Consider the following 15502-nt stretch of genomic DNA (forward strand, 5'->3'; position numbering starts at 1 on the left):
GGAATGCAAGGAGCACGACCTTGCGAATGCATCCTAGTGGGCATAATCTATGTCATGACCACGCTGACTCTGGAACTACCCGAGGCGCTCTCCGCCGAACAGGAGCTGATCGAGAAGCAGCAGCTTAACGACATCGACTGGGCGTTGAATGCCGCTTAGCAAGGCGCAGCGTCATCCAACGCGACAGCGTCCTGGAGTGCGCCGGACCTCCGGCGCTTTCGAACGTCCTCTGGCTCGCGAAAAGCTCCAGAGGGCTGGAGCACTCCAAAACGCTCTCGCGGCTGTATGATTCTTACCGTGCACAAGTCATCACAAAAACCGCGCCGTCTCGCTTCCCTTGCACTTCTTCACCTGCTCCGGCGTTCCCGCCGCGACAAGCTTCCCACCTTCGGGCCCAGCTTCCGGCCCGATGTCGATGAGATAATCCGCCTCGGCATACACATCCGGATGATGCTCGATGACCACCACCGTGTGTCCTTCATCCACCAGGCGGTGCAGCACATCAATCAAACGCGCCACGTCCTGCATGTGCAGCCCGATGGTCGGCTCCTCGATGAGGTAGAGATTCCGCTTTCCGGCCACGGTGATGCCCTTGAGCCGCTCCTTGTTTGTACGGCCATCGCCGCTGCGCAGCTCAGTGACGAGTTTGATGCGCTGTGCCTCGCCACCGCTCAGCGTGGGGCTGGGTTGGCCGAGCTGCAGGTAGCCCAGGCCCGTGTCAGCGAGCAGCTTGAGCGGACGCGCGATCTTCTGCACCGGCGCGAAGAACTCCGCCGCCTCGGTGATGCTCATGCGCAGCACATCGCCGATGTGCTTGCCGTTGTATTCGATCTCCAGCGTGGATGAATTGAAGCGCAGGCCGTTGCAGGCCTCGCAATGCACGCGCGTGGTCGGCAGGAAGGCCATCTCCACCTTGATCTCCCCATTGCCGCCGCAGGTCTCGCAGCGGCCGCCTTCGGTGTTGAAGGAGAAGCGGCTCGCCGTGTAGCCGCGCGTGCGTGCCAGCGGCACCTGTGCAAACAGCGCGCGGATGTCATCCAGAATGCCCACATACGTGGCCGGGCACGAGCGGCTGGTCTTGCCAATCGGCGACTGATCCACCTCGTGCACCGTCTGCAGATTTTCAAAGCCGCTGATGCTCTTCCAGGCCTTCACCACCTTCGCCTTCGACTTGCTGATCTTCTCGCGCACCGCCGGCGAAAGCGCCCCATGCATGAAGGAGCTCTTGCCACTGCCGCTCACGCCCGTCAGCACGGTCAGACGCCCCAGTGGGATGGACACATCAATGTCCTTCAAATTGTTCGCCGTCGCGCCCGTCACGCGCAGCCAGCCCTCCTTCGCTTTCAGTGCAGGCAGTGCCCGGCGCGAGCCACGCACCGGATGCTTCAGCGGCGTGCGCAGGCTCGCGCCCGTGACGCTGTTCTTGTTCTTCAAAATCTGCGCCATCGTGCCCTGCGCCACGATCTGACCGCCAAATTTGCCCGCGCCCGGCCCGAGATCCAGGATCGTGTCCGCACGCCTCATCGTCTCATCATCGTGCTCCACAACCAGCAGCGAGTTGCCCTTGTCCCGCAGCGCCATCAGCGTGTCGAGCAGCTTCTCGTTGTCGCGCGGATGCAGACCAATGGTCGGCTCATCCAGCACATACAGCACGCCCCGCAGATTGCTGCCTAGCTGCGCCGACAAGCGGATGCGCTGCGCCTCGCCACCGCTGAGCGTGTCCGCGCTGCGATTCAGCTGGAGGTAGCCCAGGCCCACCTCCTGCATGAACTTCAAGCGCTGCGCGATCTCCTTGACGATGTCGAGCGCGATGATGCCCTCCGTGCCTTCAAACTTAAACTTCGCCAGCAGTTTGCCCGCATCTCCCGCCGTCAATCCGGCGAACTGCTGGATCTTCGTGCCCTGCAGTTGCACCGCACGACCGATCTCATTGATGCGGCTGCCCTGACAGCTTGGGCACACCTCACGCGGCTTCTCTCCCTCATCATCCGCGCTTTCAAACCGTCGCTCCTCTTCGAGCTCCGCCTCCAGCACCGAGACATCCGTCTGCCGGTCGCTCAGATCGGTCTTATGGCCCTTGAGACCAAAGCCACGGCAGTCCTTGCACCAACCATGCGGGCTGTTGAAGCTGAACAGACGCGGGTCCAGTTCTTCAAATGACAGTCCGCACGAAGGGCAGCTCATTTCCGTGCTCAGCACGTGCATCGTCTTGTCATTCAGCCGGAGCTTGATCGTGCCCTTGCCCATCTTCAGCGCCGCTTCGATCAGCGGCCGCAACTTCTCGGCATCATCGCTCTTGGCCACTCGGCCAATCACCGCATCAATCGTATGCTCCTTGAAACGCTCCAGTTTCTGGAAGCCCATCGTGTCGCGGAACTCACCGTCGACCAGCAGCGTCTCGATGCCGTGCCGTCCTGCATGCTCCGCCACGTCCGTGTGGAAGCCTTTGCGTGCCTTGATCAGCGGCGCCAGCAGATGCCCGCCACCGCTGCGCAGATGCTGCTGCACCGTTTTCAAAATGGCCTGCACGCTCTGCTTCTTCACCGGCACATTGCACGTCGGGCAGTACTGCGTGCCCAGCTTGGCAAACAGCAGGCGGAAAAAGTGATAAACCTCCGTCACGGTCGCGACGGTCGATTTGCCGCCGCCGCGCGAGATGCGCTGCTCGATCGCCACCGTTGGCGGCACACCTGTGATGAGATCCACCTCCGGCTTCTCCATCTGCTCCACAAACGTCCGTGCATACACAGACATGCTGTCCAGAAAGCGCCGCTGTCCTTCCGCAAAGATCAGATCAAACGCCAGCGACGACTTGCCCGAACCGCTCAGTCCCGTCACCACCACAAACTCATCCCGCGGAATCTCCACCGAGATGTTTTTCAGATTGTGCTCACGCGCACCGCGAATGCTGATGGTGTTGCTGGTTTCTTGCGGCAGCGAGAGCTCTCTCCTTGGAGTCTCCGCCACACGGCTCGCAGCCTGCCCCTTCGAGCCTGAAAGCAGCTCATGCAGATAACGCCCCGTATGCGAAGCCGCACATTCAGCCACCTCTTCAGGAGTTCCAGCGATCACCAAGCCTCCGCCCGCCTCTCCGCCTTCCGGTCCGAGATCAATGACCCAGTCGGCGCATTTGATCACTTCCAGATTGTGTTCGATGACGAGCAAACTGTGCCCCTCTTCAACGAGCCGCTGGAGCAGCTTCACCAGCAGCGCGATGTCATCAAAGTGCAGACCCGTTGTCGGTTCATCCAGCAGCAGCAGACTGCCTGCCGCTGCGCCCGCAGGGTTTTCGATCAAATGCCCGATCAGCTTCAGACGCTGTGCCTCGCCGCCCGAAAGCGTGTTCAGCGGCTGCCCCAGCTTCAAGTAGCCAAGTCCGGCCTCATTCAAAAGATGCAGCTGCGCCACAATCTGCTTCGCCTTCTTCGACGACTCAAACAGCGGGCTGCTGAACCACTCCACCGCAGCCTCCGCCGTCATGCCCAGTACATCATGAATGCTCTGCCCATGCAGCAGAATCTTCAGTGCCGGCGGCTGGTAGCGCTTCCCTTCGCACTCGGGGCAGGTGACATACAGATCGCTGAGGAACTGCATCTCGATTTTTTCAAAGCCATTGCCCGCGCAGCGCTCGCAGCGCCCTTCGCCGGAATTGAAGCTGAAGAAGCCGGGCATGATGCCCTGCGCTTTCGCGTCGTCCGTCTCGGAGAAAAGCGTGCGGATGTGATCAAACGCCCCCAGAAACACCGCCGGTGTCGAGCGCGGTGTACGTGCCAGTGGTGACTGATCCACCATCACCACCTCATGCAGTTGCTCCCAGCCCGTGATCTTGCTCACACGCCCCGGCTCTTCCTCACACACCTCGCCGCGCAGCCGCTGCAGGTTCCGGTACAGCACATCATGCACCAGCGTCGATTTCCCCGAACCGCTCACGCCGGTGATGCAGCAGAAAACCCCAAGCGGAATGTCCACGTCCAGCTTCTTGAGGTTGTTTTGCCGTGCACCGCGAATGGAGAGAGTTCCTGGCTTCTGGTTCGCAGCCGCTCCTTTGCGGCCGCCTTTGGCCTTCACCGGAGCCGCATCTGCCTCTGTCGACTTGGGATTTGAAATGGAACGTCGCTGCGCCGGAATGGGCACACTCTTCCTCCCAAACAAATAGTCTCCCGTCAGCGATTTCACCTTCGCCCCCAGCTTTTCGAGCGGTCCGCTATAAACCAGCTCGCCACCCTTCTCGCCACGACCCGGCCCAATGTCGATGAGGTTGTCCGCGCTGCGCATCACCGCTTCTTCGTGCTCCACGACCAGCAGCGTGTTGCCCTTGTCGCGCAGTCCTTCCATCACACCAATGAGACGTCCAATGTCGCGCGGATGCAGGCCGATGCTCGGCTCATCCAGCACAAACAGCGTGTTCACCAGCGAGGCTCCGAGACACGTCGTAAGATTCACGCGCTGCAGCTCGCCGCCGCTCAGCGTGCGTGTTTGACGGTCCAGATTCAGATACCCCAGCCCTGCACGATCCATGTAGCTGATGCGGCTGGCGATTTCACCGCGCAACATCGTCGCGACATGATCACTCGCCTTGATCGGCCACGACTGCACCAGCGGGTGCAGCTCATCCACCGGCAGCCGCGACAGATCCGCGATGGTATGCGAGCCGATGCGGAAGTTGTACGCCTCTTTTTTCAATCGCCCGCCGCCGCAGTCGCCACACTCCGTGTACGCGCGGTAGCGGCTCAGAAACACCCGCACATGCATCTTGTAGCTGCGCGACTCCTGCCATTTGAAAAAGCCGCGAACGCCGTACCACTCGCCACGGTTGTACGCGTCTTCAGGATCATCCCGCGTGCCTTCAATGAGCCACTTGCGATCTTCCGCCGAGTAATCCTCAAACGGCTTGTGAATGTCCACGCCGCGCTTCCGCGCCGCCTTTTCCAGGTCGAGCTGCGATTCGCCATACGTGCTGCCCTGAAACGGCCGTACCAGCCCCTGATTGATGCTCAGCGACTCATCCGGGATCGCCTTGCCCATGTCCAGCCCCAGCGTGCGGCCAAAGCCACGACAGGTCGGACACGCGCCTATCGGACTGTTAAAACTGAACAGCCCCGGCGTCGGAGCCGGCAGCGTGATGCCGCAGTCCGCGCAGGACCAGTCCGTGGAAAAATGCAGTGTCTCATCGTCGATGCTCGCTGCCACCTTCCCCTTGCCATAGCGCAGCGCTGCTTCCAGAGCCTCGCTCACACGCGCCCGCTGCTTCGCTTCCAGCACCACACGGTCTTGCACCACCATCACCTGAGCCGGCAGTTTGCGGCCCTTGAGTGCGTCCGCCTCATCCAGACGAATCACGTTCCCATACAGCCACACCCGCAGAAAACCCTGCGCCTGCAGAAACGCCGCAAAGTCCTCCGTCACCGTGTTCTTCGGCACTGGCACCGGAAACAGAATCAGCGCCTGTTTCCCCGCATGCGCGTTCAGCAGTTCATTGAGAATGCTCTCCGGTGACTCCGGCCGCACCGGCCGGTGGCACGAAGGGCATGTCGCCTCCGCCAGCCGCGGGAACAGCATCTTCAGGTAGTCATTGATCTCCGTGATCGTGCCCACCGTCGAGCGCGTGCTGCGCATGTTGTTCACCTGCTCGATCGCAATCGCCGGCGGAATCCCTTCGATGGAATCCACCTTCGGCTTGTCCATGCGCTCAAAGAACTGCCGCGTGTACGGAGAGAACGTCTCCACATACCGCCGCTGCCCTTCCGCGTAGATCGTATCAAACGCCAGCGACGACTTCCCCGACCCGCTCGGCCCCGTGATCACATTCAGCTTTCCCAGCGGTAGATCGAGATCGATCCCCTTCAAATTGTTCTGCCTCGCCCCACGAATGCGAATGACATCGTTGAGAGACTTCCGGGCGGCAGTTTTTTTGGCAACACGAGACATGGGGGCGCGAGAGTAACGATACGCCCCTCACTGGCAACCGGGCGCTCATGATGAAGAAAAGAAAGCGCGTGGAGGTGGTGTTTCAAGCCCGGGAGGTCAAGGAAAGCGGCGACGACGATGGCACAGTCTCGATCCCGAAGGGATCACAGCAGGTAGCCAGGGGTCGCAGACCTCTGGAAAACCGAGATCTCCATCAAAATAGCCACATCATTTGTCCGCCACCAGCGCTTGGCCTGATCGCCATTCAGCCTATTGTGTATTCCAAAATTGAGCAGGTCGGAAGATCTTCGAACGGAAATTCATAGATCCCATTATGATCGATGTACAGCTTGCTCCGTTCAATGCCTTGCATCCGGTCCTGCATGTCTTCTTCCCATCCTGGAATACATAGATAACGTGCCTGCCACTTTGAAGGCTCTTCGTTGATGTTCGGACTTCCTGAAACCGGAGTCATCAAAATGCATCGGTGGGTTACTCCAAACCACTCTTCCTCAATCAAGAGGCCTCCATCGACAGGATCATAAAAAACCCGTGTCCTTATGCTGGCGTTCTCAATGGAATCATCTTCTGCATAGATGCTTTCTGCCTCAGCGAGCAGGCGTCCGTCCTTGGTGAGAAGCTTATATTTGGATGTGGTTCGCTTCGGGCCTGTAATGTTTCCCGGTTTGACAGAATATCGCTTCCCAAGAAACAGTTTCAGACAGATTCCAGGGCGGTTCATGAAGGAGAATTCCGTGGGGATGCCATTGCGAACAGTCTTGGGACGCAGGGTTTCTCCCTTTGCTCTTCCGGTGGTTTTATGGGCGGCATATTCCTGCGAGAATTGGTTGGCGCGAAAAGAGGCTCCCATGTCATTGACCGGTGGTGCTGGAATAGTTTGAGTCGCCGGAGTTGTTTTACATCCAGCGAGAAAAGCGCAGGCAGATAGGATAAATCGAAGCCGGTTCATTAACTGCACCGCTTGATGCCGCATGAGGGGCATTTCAACCCAGAAAGGGATTTTTTGACAATGCGAGGCTTAGGGCGCTTGCGAAAGAAAGCCTGGTGCCGCATTTCCCGCCCGCCAAAACAATCTCCTTTCATGCGACCTTCTGGCGCGAGCGAATCTTTCCTTTGAGTTCATCCCAGGAGATGCCGCTGTCAGGCTCGTCACGGTATTCGTGAAGGCGTTGCTGAACTCGTTCCAAGAGCGCCGGATTCCGCTGCACATCGAGCAGCGCATCCAAACACAGCTCTTCTGCGAGCAGAATCTTGTCTTCAATGCTCAAGGAATGAAGAGAGGGATGTTGCTCAATAAGCATGGGCTGAGGATATGAGGGAGACAACCTCTACTCAAGAAGCTATTTCCCCAGCACCTTCTCCAACCCCTCCACCGTCGTCACCGGTGCCTGGCACGTAAAATTCTGGCACACATACGCCGCAGGCTGCCCGTTCACCGGCTTCATTCCTGCGAGCACTTCATTGTGCGTCGCGAGCCATTGCTGACCAGCTCCCCCATCCGCACAGAGAATCACCGCCGTAGGCAGGAACCGCCGCTGCACGTTCGCGGCCAGCGCCTTGAACGCTGCACTGCTCAAATCACCCGCCAGGACGATCTGCTGCTTGCCGCGATGATGCATGTCAAACGCGATGGCCATCACCGGCACCGACGACGGACTGCTCTGCAGCGTCGAACCAAAGAGCGCAAAAATCTTCTCGGCCTGCTTCTTCCACTCGTCCTTGGCCAGCAGCGCGCTGAGGCGCACGAGGTTGAGCGCAGCCAGCGAATTTGGCGAAGGCTCAGCGCCATCGTAGTCCTCCTTGATGCGCAGGACGCTGTTCGGCATGTCCGTGTGCACGCTGTAGTAGCCGCCGTTTTTCGTGTCGAGAAACAGCGCATCCATCTCGGTCTGCAAAGCCGTGGCCCACTGCAGCCACTTCACCTCAAACGAAGCCTGATAGAGATCGATCAGCCCATGAATCAGGCAGGCGTAGTCGATGGCAAAAGCTCTCGGGCCGCGCTCACCTTCGCGCCAGGAGCGGTGCAGTTCTTTGCCCGGTGTGGTGCAAAGCTGGTCATGCAAAAACTGCGCCGCACCAGCAGCCAGCCCAATCATCTCGGCATCCCCAAACGCCGCACCAGCACGGGCGAGCCCGGAAATCATGAGGCCGTTCCACGCGGCGATGACCTTGTCATCCAGATGCGGACGCGGGCGCTTCGCACGCGCTTCAAACAGCGTGGCAATTCCTTGATCGATGATGCCTTTAACCTCTTCTGGCGTCTTCTTGAAAAACTCGGCGGTCTTCTTGAAGGAAATGGCGCGGTAAAGAGTGTTCAGGCCCTTGAGCTCGCCATGCGGATCGCTTTCCGGCCGCGCATTGCCATCGCGGCGTGCACCGTAGGCATAGCGGAAGATGCTGCCGTTTTCCTTGCCCAGCAGCTCGTCGATCTCGGCAGCCTTCCACACATAAAAGGCCCCCTCGGTTTTGTGCTCCGCATCGGCACTGGCCAGACTGTCCGCATCTTCAGCTGAGAAGAATCCGCCATCCTTCTGCCGGAGGTCGCGATTCACATAGGCCACGGTGCTGCGCACGATGTTTTCAAACAGCACATTCTGCGAGAGCTGCCACGCCTCGGTGTACGCCGTGAGCAGCTGCGCCTGATCGTACAGCATCTTTTCGTAATGCGGGATGTGCCAGTAGCCATCCACGCTGTAGCGATGAAACCCGCCGCCGATGTGGTCGCGCATGCCGCCATTGGCCATGCCGCGCAGCGTCTTCACCGTCATCTCCATCGCCCAGTTGCTCTCAGATTCGCGGTCATTCCCCTTCCGCTCCGCCAGGATGCGATGCACCCGCATCAGCATGTTCAGCGACGTCGGCCTTGGAAACTTCGGCGCGCTGCCAAACCCGCCCTCATGGTAATCAAAAGAGCCCGAGAGATCATCATAGGCCTTCTGCACCAGCGTCTCGTGATTGATCTCATCCAGCACCGTGTTTTCGTTGTCCAGATGATCCTGCAGCTTCTCCACCGAGCGCGCCGCACGTTCATCGATGCCCTTGCGATCCTCCGTCCACACCTTGTGCAGCTCGTTGAGCAGGTTCTTAAAGCCAATGCGCCCCGGCGTGTTCTCCGGCGGGTAATAGGTGCCGCCATAAAACGGTTTCAGCTCCGGCGTGAGAAACACACTCATCGGCCACCCACCGTGCCCGCTCGCCGCCTGCACATAAGTCATGTACGTCAGATCCACATCCGGCCGCTCCTCGCGGTCCACCTTGATGGGAATGAAGTGGTCATTGATCAGCTTCGCCGTCTCCTCGTTCTCAAACGACTCGCGCTCCATCACATGGCACCAGTGGCAGGTCGAGTAGCCGGAGGAGAGGAAGATCGGCTTGTCCTCCGCCTTCGCCTTCTTGAACGCTTCCTCGCCCCAGGGCAGCCAGTTCACCGGATTGTGGGCGTGCTGCAGCAGGTAGGGCGAGCGCTCCTTGGCGAGGGCGTTGGTAAATTTGGGGGGCTGGCCGGTCGTATCACTCATGGTTGGGGGTAATGAGATAACGTCCGCATGAGGGCCGGGGTTGCAAGGCGAAGCCTTGACCTTCACTCACTCCACCTTCTTCGGCAGCATCTTCGCCACCACCCACAGCAGCGCTCCCACCACCAGCGCCAGCGCGGCCCAGAGCCAGGGGCTGCCCTTGCCGGAGGGGCCACTGGCATCGGCCTCGTAGCCGGGGAGCTTTTCTTCCTCGCCCAATGTGGCCACGACTTGGGTGGCCTTTTCAAAATCAGGCCTCACCAGCTGGAGATCGTAGCGTGTGTACGGAGCGCGCCGGTTGCCGTAGCAGATTTGCACAGGCGTGGTGTCCGGCACACGAAACATCAGCCGCACCACGGGATACACCACCCGGGCGGCGGTGATCTGCAGCCGCGCATTGTCGCCGTTGTCCGTGGCCAGGTGGATCGTGGCGGCACGCGGCGCGGTGTAGAGTGCCAGATGAAAGGTGATGGCAGCCTGGCCGGGCAGCCGCTGCCAGTTGGCATTGCTCAGGATGCGTTCGAAATGCCCCTTCTCCGTCAGATGCTGCTCGGAAACGGTCAGCGTCCGCGCAAACAAGGGCGTGGGGGAGTCCAGCAGCAGCTCGCTCGCTGGAAAATTCGCAAACGGCATCTGAATGTCCCATTTGGACCATCGGGGCTTGTCAGGATCGGGCACTTCTTTGATGGGGACTTCGACCTGCCTGTCCACGCCCGGCTGGATGGCGAGAAACGGTATCTGATGCCCATCCCGCACCACACGCATGTCGTGCAGGTCATTCGCCGTGAGGGCGAGCACTTCGGGAATCAGCTCCACCACCAGCACCCCGGCTTCCTTGAATTCCACCGGCCGCTGAAACGACCACGGAGAAACATCGATCTCCGGACCCACATCTCCCACATCAGGCGCGGTGGCCGTTTTGCTGAAGCCGGAGTTGGCTTCCACCACGCTGGCCATGGCGGACTGCGCGGACGCATCGCGCAGCTTGTCACTCAGCGCGGCGATGTCATAGCGCGGCTCTGGGGCCTGCACATTGCCAATGTAAAACTGCCACTCCCCTGCGGTATCCGCTTGAAACACCACCGGCACCGGATGCCGCGTCGCTTCGATGCTCTCGATCCGCAGCGGCGGGCTGTCGCCATTGCGAATGACGAGCTCCACTTCACGCGTGGTCGCCAGCTGATGCACGCCGATGTCGAGGTCCTCCGCACTGCGGCCCTCATGCTGCAGCCGGAAGAGCGTGGCACGCGCGCCCAGCAAGGAGGCTTCACGTTGAAACACCGCCTCAGGCATGTGCAGCCGCAGGTTGCCCAGCAGAACATTGGCGCTGCCCAGATCGAGCTTCAGATGCGTTTCACCGGCGGTTTCCGTGCGTCCACGGATCTTCACCGGCTGCGACAGCGTGCGCCATTCAGGCAGATCCCGCCGCACCTGCGCCCCGGTAAACACCACGGGCTTGCTGCGCGCATCATTCAGGGTCACGCGAAAATGCGTCCACGCTGCGGGCGCAAAGGTGAAGCGCAACCGCTCCGTCCCGTTTTGCCGGCAGATCAGCTCGTTGCTGGCCAGCGTCTGCCAGCGTGCGCCATCCAGGCTTGCTTCAAAAGTGGCGGACTTGATGAAACTGGCCGCCGGAGTTTGCAGCAGTACTTCCGAAGTTGTGCTGCCCGCAGGCGGCCGGAATTCGAGCACGGTGTTCAAGGTGTTCGGATTGAGTTCCGCCCTAAACTCCGGGACCTCCACCATCTCAGGCCGGATGATCCGTGGCAAAGCGATGATGTAGGGCGTCTCCACATTGCCCGGGCTGATGATCCGCAGGTCATGAAACGCCGCGCCTCCCTTCGTTTGCGAGGCATCGAGCAGCTCCGGTTCGAGTTCGATACGCGTGAGTCCGGGCTGCGTGACGCGCACCGTTTGACGATGCGTCCACGCGGCAAAGTCAGCAGCACCGGCGATTGAGGACTGGCACAGGGCAATGAGCAGAAGAGGCAGTTTCATGATTTGTCGTCAGTGAGGAAACGTTGATACAGGAACGAAGCGGCCAGGGCAATGACGGCCACCACCATCAGCGCGCCAATGCGGTAGATGCTTTCGATGTTCGCCAGATCGTGCAGAAACAGCTTCAGCAGCGCCACCGCCAGCAATCCGACTCCCGCATAGCGCGTGGGCGCGTTGCGCTGCCAGATGCCGATGATGAGCAGCACCAGCGCATACAGCGCCCAGGCGATTGTGTAGGTCATGTCACGCCCGAAGTTGCCATCGAAGTCAAAGGTGATCGATCGTTCCCCCGCAGGCGTGAAGGCATCCGCGATCTCGATGTTCAGAAGCAGAAAGAGCAGGATGCCACCGAAGGCGCAGAACAGCCCCCGTAGGTTCACCTTGTCCCAGCAATCATTCGGCGGCGTGAGCCAGCGTGCCGCTGCAAACATCGCCAGCGCCGAGAGGCTGTAGGCATAAAGCTGCCAGTTCAGGATGGCCGTCTCACCGCGCATTTGATAGGCCAGCACCGCTGGATTGAGCGCCAGCCGCACGAAGGAGGCCACCAGCAGCACCGCGCCCGTGCCACGCAGGCCGGGATGCGGCACCCGGCGGAAAAGCCAGCACAGCGCCGCACCTTCCAGCGCCCAGCCCAGCGTGATCCACTGCTTCTCAAACTGGATCGGGAAAATGAGTGTGATGAAAAACAGTGCCACACCCCCAAACCACGCGAGCTGCGTCAGTCGCGCCGGATTGTCTGCCGCATGCTGCTTCAGCACAAAGACGAGGCACAGCAGCGGCGCGATGGCAAACGCCACAGGCAGCAGCCCCATCATCTCATTCGGCCAGGTCTGCCCCACGAGACGATAGACAAGACCAAAGGTCCCCAGACCCGCAGCCGCCGAGGCGATCCATGGCAGCTGGCGCTTGGCAAAGAGCTTCTCAAACACCAGCGGAAATGCCGTGAAGAGCGCGTAGAAGCCCAGATACCACAGCAGCGGCGTGGCGGCATGTTCCGCGTTGAAGCTCTGCTGATGCCACGCCCACTCCTGCGCCAGCACACAGCCCAGCGCCGTCGGCACCAGCACCGTGATGCCGCTGATGTGCGCAAGCCCCAGCAGAAACACCGTGAGCAGCAGCGCGAGACCAAACACCGGCGAGGGATCAATCACGTGCAGATGCAGTGTGGCGAGAATGAGCAGCGCAAAAGGCAGCACCGCAGAGCTGACCGGCAGCATCCCTGCCAGCGGCACCTTCGGCATTTTGCGCGAGAGGAAACTGCTGGCCGCACCAAACAGCACCGCAAAGCCGCCCAGCACGATGAGGAACAGTCCCAAGCCGCCGGCGGTATTCGCAGGCAGACGAAACAACCACGCTCCTGCCGTGAGGAGTGTCAGCGCCAGTGCGGCGAGCACGGGAATCAGCGCACCCGTGAAAATCGCCAGACCAATGATGAGCAGATCCACAAGCAGGATCGCCGGCCACAGCATGAGGCTGACCGCATCCAGACACAGCACCGGCATGAGCAGCAGCACCAGCGTGACCACTGGCGTCCAGCTCATGAACAGCGTGGTGGCCTGGCTGCGGCGCTGCCACAGCACGGCAAAGGCCGTGTGCAGCAGGCCAAAGCCGAGATAAATACCGAGCGCATAGGGCAGCAGCTCGTCGGTGAGCCTCGTCGTGGTCCAGATGGAAAGATGCAGAAAGGTGAGTGTGGCGACGATGCCGTGAGCCCTGGCCACTCGCGGCTGCTGCCACACAATGAGCAATACGACGGCATTGATGCCGAGCACAAAGGTGTATAGCAGCGTGGGACGCTCGGCGATGGCACCAAATCCAAGGAAGACGAACGCGGCGAACAGCGCACTGCCGCACAGGGCCAGCGCCGCACCCGCAGGGTAGGCATCCTCATCGGCCCGCTGCCGCGACCACCAGGCAGCGAGCATGAACAAGGTGGCAAAGCCTAGAAACACGATCACCGGAATCCATGTGGCTGAACCCATGGCATACTCGGACGAGCGGAAGAATTTCATCATCCATCCCGCCTGCATGATGATCGTGCCAGCCGCAGCCAAAGCCGTGAGATGCAGCCAGCGTTTGTGTTTGGCCACCGCCAGCACGCCGATGTCCAGCAAGGCGATGTAACTGAACAAACCAAAAGGATTGTCCTGGCCGGTGGAGCAGAGGATCGGCGTCAAAAAGCCGCCCAGCATGCCCAGCACAGCCACCACCTGCGCCTCCATCCGCACCGCCAGCAGGAACGCCGTTGTGGTGATCAGGGTCATCATGCCAAAGGTCACCAGCGCATGATTGAACGGTGGAATGTGGTAGAGGGCATGCGCGGCAAAACTCACGCCATACAGCACCACGATGCCCGTGGCGCACAGCGTGTGCGCCAGCGTGGCATACGGCTTGCGGCGCTGGATCACCACACCCGCACCCACAAGCCCCGCACCGATCACAAAACCAATCGCCGTGCGCAGTTCGGGGGAAATCCATCCGCGCTCGATGCTGAGCTTCACAAAGAAGATGATACCCAGAAACAGGGCCAGCCCGCCCACCCACGCAAAGAGCTTCACCCCCATGAATTGTTCCAGAGAAATGCTGGGAGCCGGTGCAAGTGAGGGGCGTGGCTTGGGCTCCACCGTTGGCCTGAAGTCCGGCGCATGCACGATAGCAGGGGGAATGGGAGTTTTGACCGCAGCGGGTTCGGAGGGCGGAACCGGCGGCGGTGCAGCCGGAGCCGTTACGAAGACGGGTTCAGCTGAAGGAACAGGCGCATGCTTGGCGATGGTTTCAGGCGCTGCCACCGGGGCGGCAGCCGCCGGAGCCTGCTGTGCCTGTGCCGGCCTAGTCCCGGCTTCGAGCGCTTCTATGCGCCGAACCAGCCGCGCCTCGCGTTCGACGCTCCGCGTGGTGATTTCCCGAAGCGAGCTGATTTGTGCGCCCAGTTCATCGCCGCGCCGCCGCGCCCTGACGGCAATGACGAGCGCGATGATGGGCATGATGAGCACCGCGCCACCGATGATCACGAGAATGAAAATGATTTCGTCCATATTGCTGCGCAGTCTCTCAGGATCGGCAGACAAGGGAAATTGATATTTCCACGTGGCATCATTGATAAACCGTATAGCCTTTCACCTGCATGAACGTCCATCACCTCGAACTCTTCTACTATGTGGCGCGTCACGGCGGCGTGAGTGCGGCGGCCCGGGCCATGCCCTACGGCATTCAGCAGCCGGCTATCAGTGCCCAGATTCTCCAGCTCGAAGATGCTCTTGGTGTCACCCTGTATCAGCGGCGCCCCTTCCAGCTTTCCCGCGAAGGGCAGACGCTCTACGATTTCATCGCGCCCTTCTTCGGTGGTCTCACCGAGATGGGAGATCGCCTGCGCGGTGGCGGAGAAAACCGGCTGCGCATCGCCTCCGCAGAAGTCGTGCAGCGGGACTATCTGCCAGAGCTCTTCGCCCGCATGCGCCGGCGGGTGAAAGGGTTTCATTTCACCCTCACCCATGGACGCCAGCAGGAGATCGAAACCCTGCTGGCCGCACAGGAGGTGGACATCGGCTTTGGCACACTCATGGAAAAAACCGTGGCCAACATCGAATCGCGCGAGCTGCTACGTCTGCCGATGGCCCTGCTGGTACCCAAGCAGAGCGGCATCACCAAGGCCGAGCAGATTTTTGAAAAGGATCGCATTGATCTGCCTCTCGTCGCCTTGGAGGCCAAAGACGTGGTGGCGCGTTCCTTTCAGGCCGCCCTGCGCCAGCGCGGTGTCGAATGGCTGCCCAGTCTCGAAGTCGGCAGCTTCGATCTCGTGCTGCGCTATGTTGTCGAAGGTTTTGGTGCAGGCCTCATCCTGCTTCATCCGCGCATTGAACTTCCCGCCCAGGTGAAAGCACTCGCGCTGGATGGTTTCCCACCGCTTTGCTTTGGCGCCCTTTGGACAGGACGCCTTTCGCCATTGGGAGAGGCCTTCCTCGCGGAAGCGACTGCCCTGGCGGCTGAACTGGCCCCGTAGTGGGAGATGCTTGGTGCGGCTTGTCCGGCCTAAATCACGTTCCTCAAGAATCGAATGAATA

The 15502-nt window shown here is 60.5% G+C and carries 7 protein-coding genes; 1 reads left to right on the forward strand and 6 read right to left on the reverse strand.

The window, feature by feature from the left end; all coding sequences use genetic code 11:
• Window positions 1-309: 309 nt before the first annotated feature.
• The 6 genes from AC24GY_RS05875 to AC24GY_RS05900 form a co-directional block, all read right to left on the reverse strand.
• Window positions 310-5928 carry an excinuclease ABC subunit UvrA gene (locus tag AC24GY_RS05875; RefSeq protein ID WP_487681105.1) on the reverse strand — a complete coding sequence of 1873 codons (5619 nt, stop codon included), beginning with the start codon at window positions 5926-5928 and terminating at the stop codon, window positions 310-312.
• Between the two features lie 244 nt (window positions 5929-6172).
• Window positions 6173-6901 (reverse strand): hypothetical protein, encoded by a 729-nt coding sequence (locus AC24GY_RS05880; RefSeq protein ID WP_487681107.1) that lies wholly within the window; start codon window positions 6899-6901, stop codon window positions 6173-6175.
• A 106-nt stretch (window positions 6902-7007) separates the two neighbouring features.
• Entirely contained in the window at window positions 7008-7229 is a 222-nt protein-coding gene (locus AC24GY_RS05885; RefSeq protein WP_487681109.1) for a hypothetical protein, read from the reverse strand.
• A gap of 39 nt (window positions 7230-7268) precedes the next feature.
• Window positions 7269-9446 carry a thioredoxin domain-containing protein gene (locus AC24GY_RS05890; protein ID WP_487681111.1) on the reverse strand — a complete coding sequence of 726 codons (2178 nt, stop codon included), beginning with the start codon at window positions 9444-9446 and terminating at the stop codon, window positions 7269-7271.
• 66 nt (window positions 9447-9512) lie between these two features.
• Window positions 9513-11441 carry a hypothetical protein gene (locus AC24GY_RS05895; RefSeq protein ID WP_487681113.1) on the reverse strand — a complete coding sequence of 643 codons (1929 nt, stop codon included), beginning with the start codon at window positions 11439-11441 and terminating at the stop codon, window positions 9513-9515.
• Window positions 11438-14476, reverse strand: coding sequence for a DUF2339 domain-containing protein (locus AC24GY_RS05900; protein WP_487681115.1), 3039 nt, complete (start codon window positions 14474-14476; stop codon window positions 11438-11440). The genes AC24GY_RS05895 and AC24GY_RS05900 overlap by 4 nt, the downstream gene beginning before the upstream one ends.
• A gap of 89 nt (window positions 14477-14565) precedes the next feature.
• On the opposite strand from AC24GY_RS05900, the gene AC24GY_RS05905 reads away from it, so the two are divergent.
• Window positions 14566-15441, forward strand: coding sequence for a LysR family transcriptional regulator (locus AC24GY_RS05905; protein WP_487681117.1), 876 nt, complete (start codon window positions 14566-14568; stop codon window positions 15439-15441).
• The last annotated feature ends 61 nt before the right edge of the window (window positions 15442-15502 follow it).

It is taken from the genome of Prosthecobacter sp. Pr1 (assembly GCF_057652315.1).

Excerpts from the sequence above, each read along its gene's own strand:
- AC24GY_RS05875 (WP_487681105.1), bottom strand. The coding sequence starts at position 5,928 with ATGTCTCGTGTTGCCAAAAAAACTGCCGCCCGGAAGTCTCTCAACGAT.
- AC24GY_RS05880 (WP_487681107.1), bottom strand. The coding sequence starts at position 6,901 with ATGCGGCATCAAGCGGTGCAGTTAATGAACCGGCTTCGATTTATCCTA.
- AC24GY_RS05885 (WP_487681109.1), bottom strand. The coding sequence starts at position 7,229 with ATGCTTATTGAGCAACATCCCTCTCTTCATTCCTTGAGCATTGAAGAC.
- AC24GY_RS05890 (WP_487681111.1), bottom strand. The coding sequence starts at position 9,446 with ATGAGTGATACGACCGGCCAGCCCCCCAAATTTACCAACGCCCTCGCC.
- AC24GY_RS05895 (WP_487681113.1), bottom strand. The coding sequence starts at position 11,441 with ATGAAACTGCCTCTTCTGCTCATTGCCCTGTGCCAGTCCTCAATCGCC.
- AC24GY_RS05900 (WP_487681115.1), bottom strand. The coding sequence starts at position 14,476 with ATGGACGAAATCATTTTCATTCTCGTGATCATCGGTGGCGCGGTGCTC.
- AC24GY_RS05905 (WP_487681117.1), top strand. The coding sequence starts at position 14,566 with ATGAACGTCCATCACCTCGAACTCTTCTACTATGTGGCGCGTCACGGC.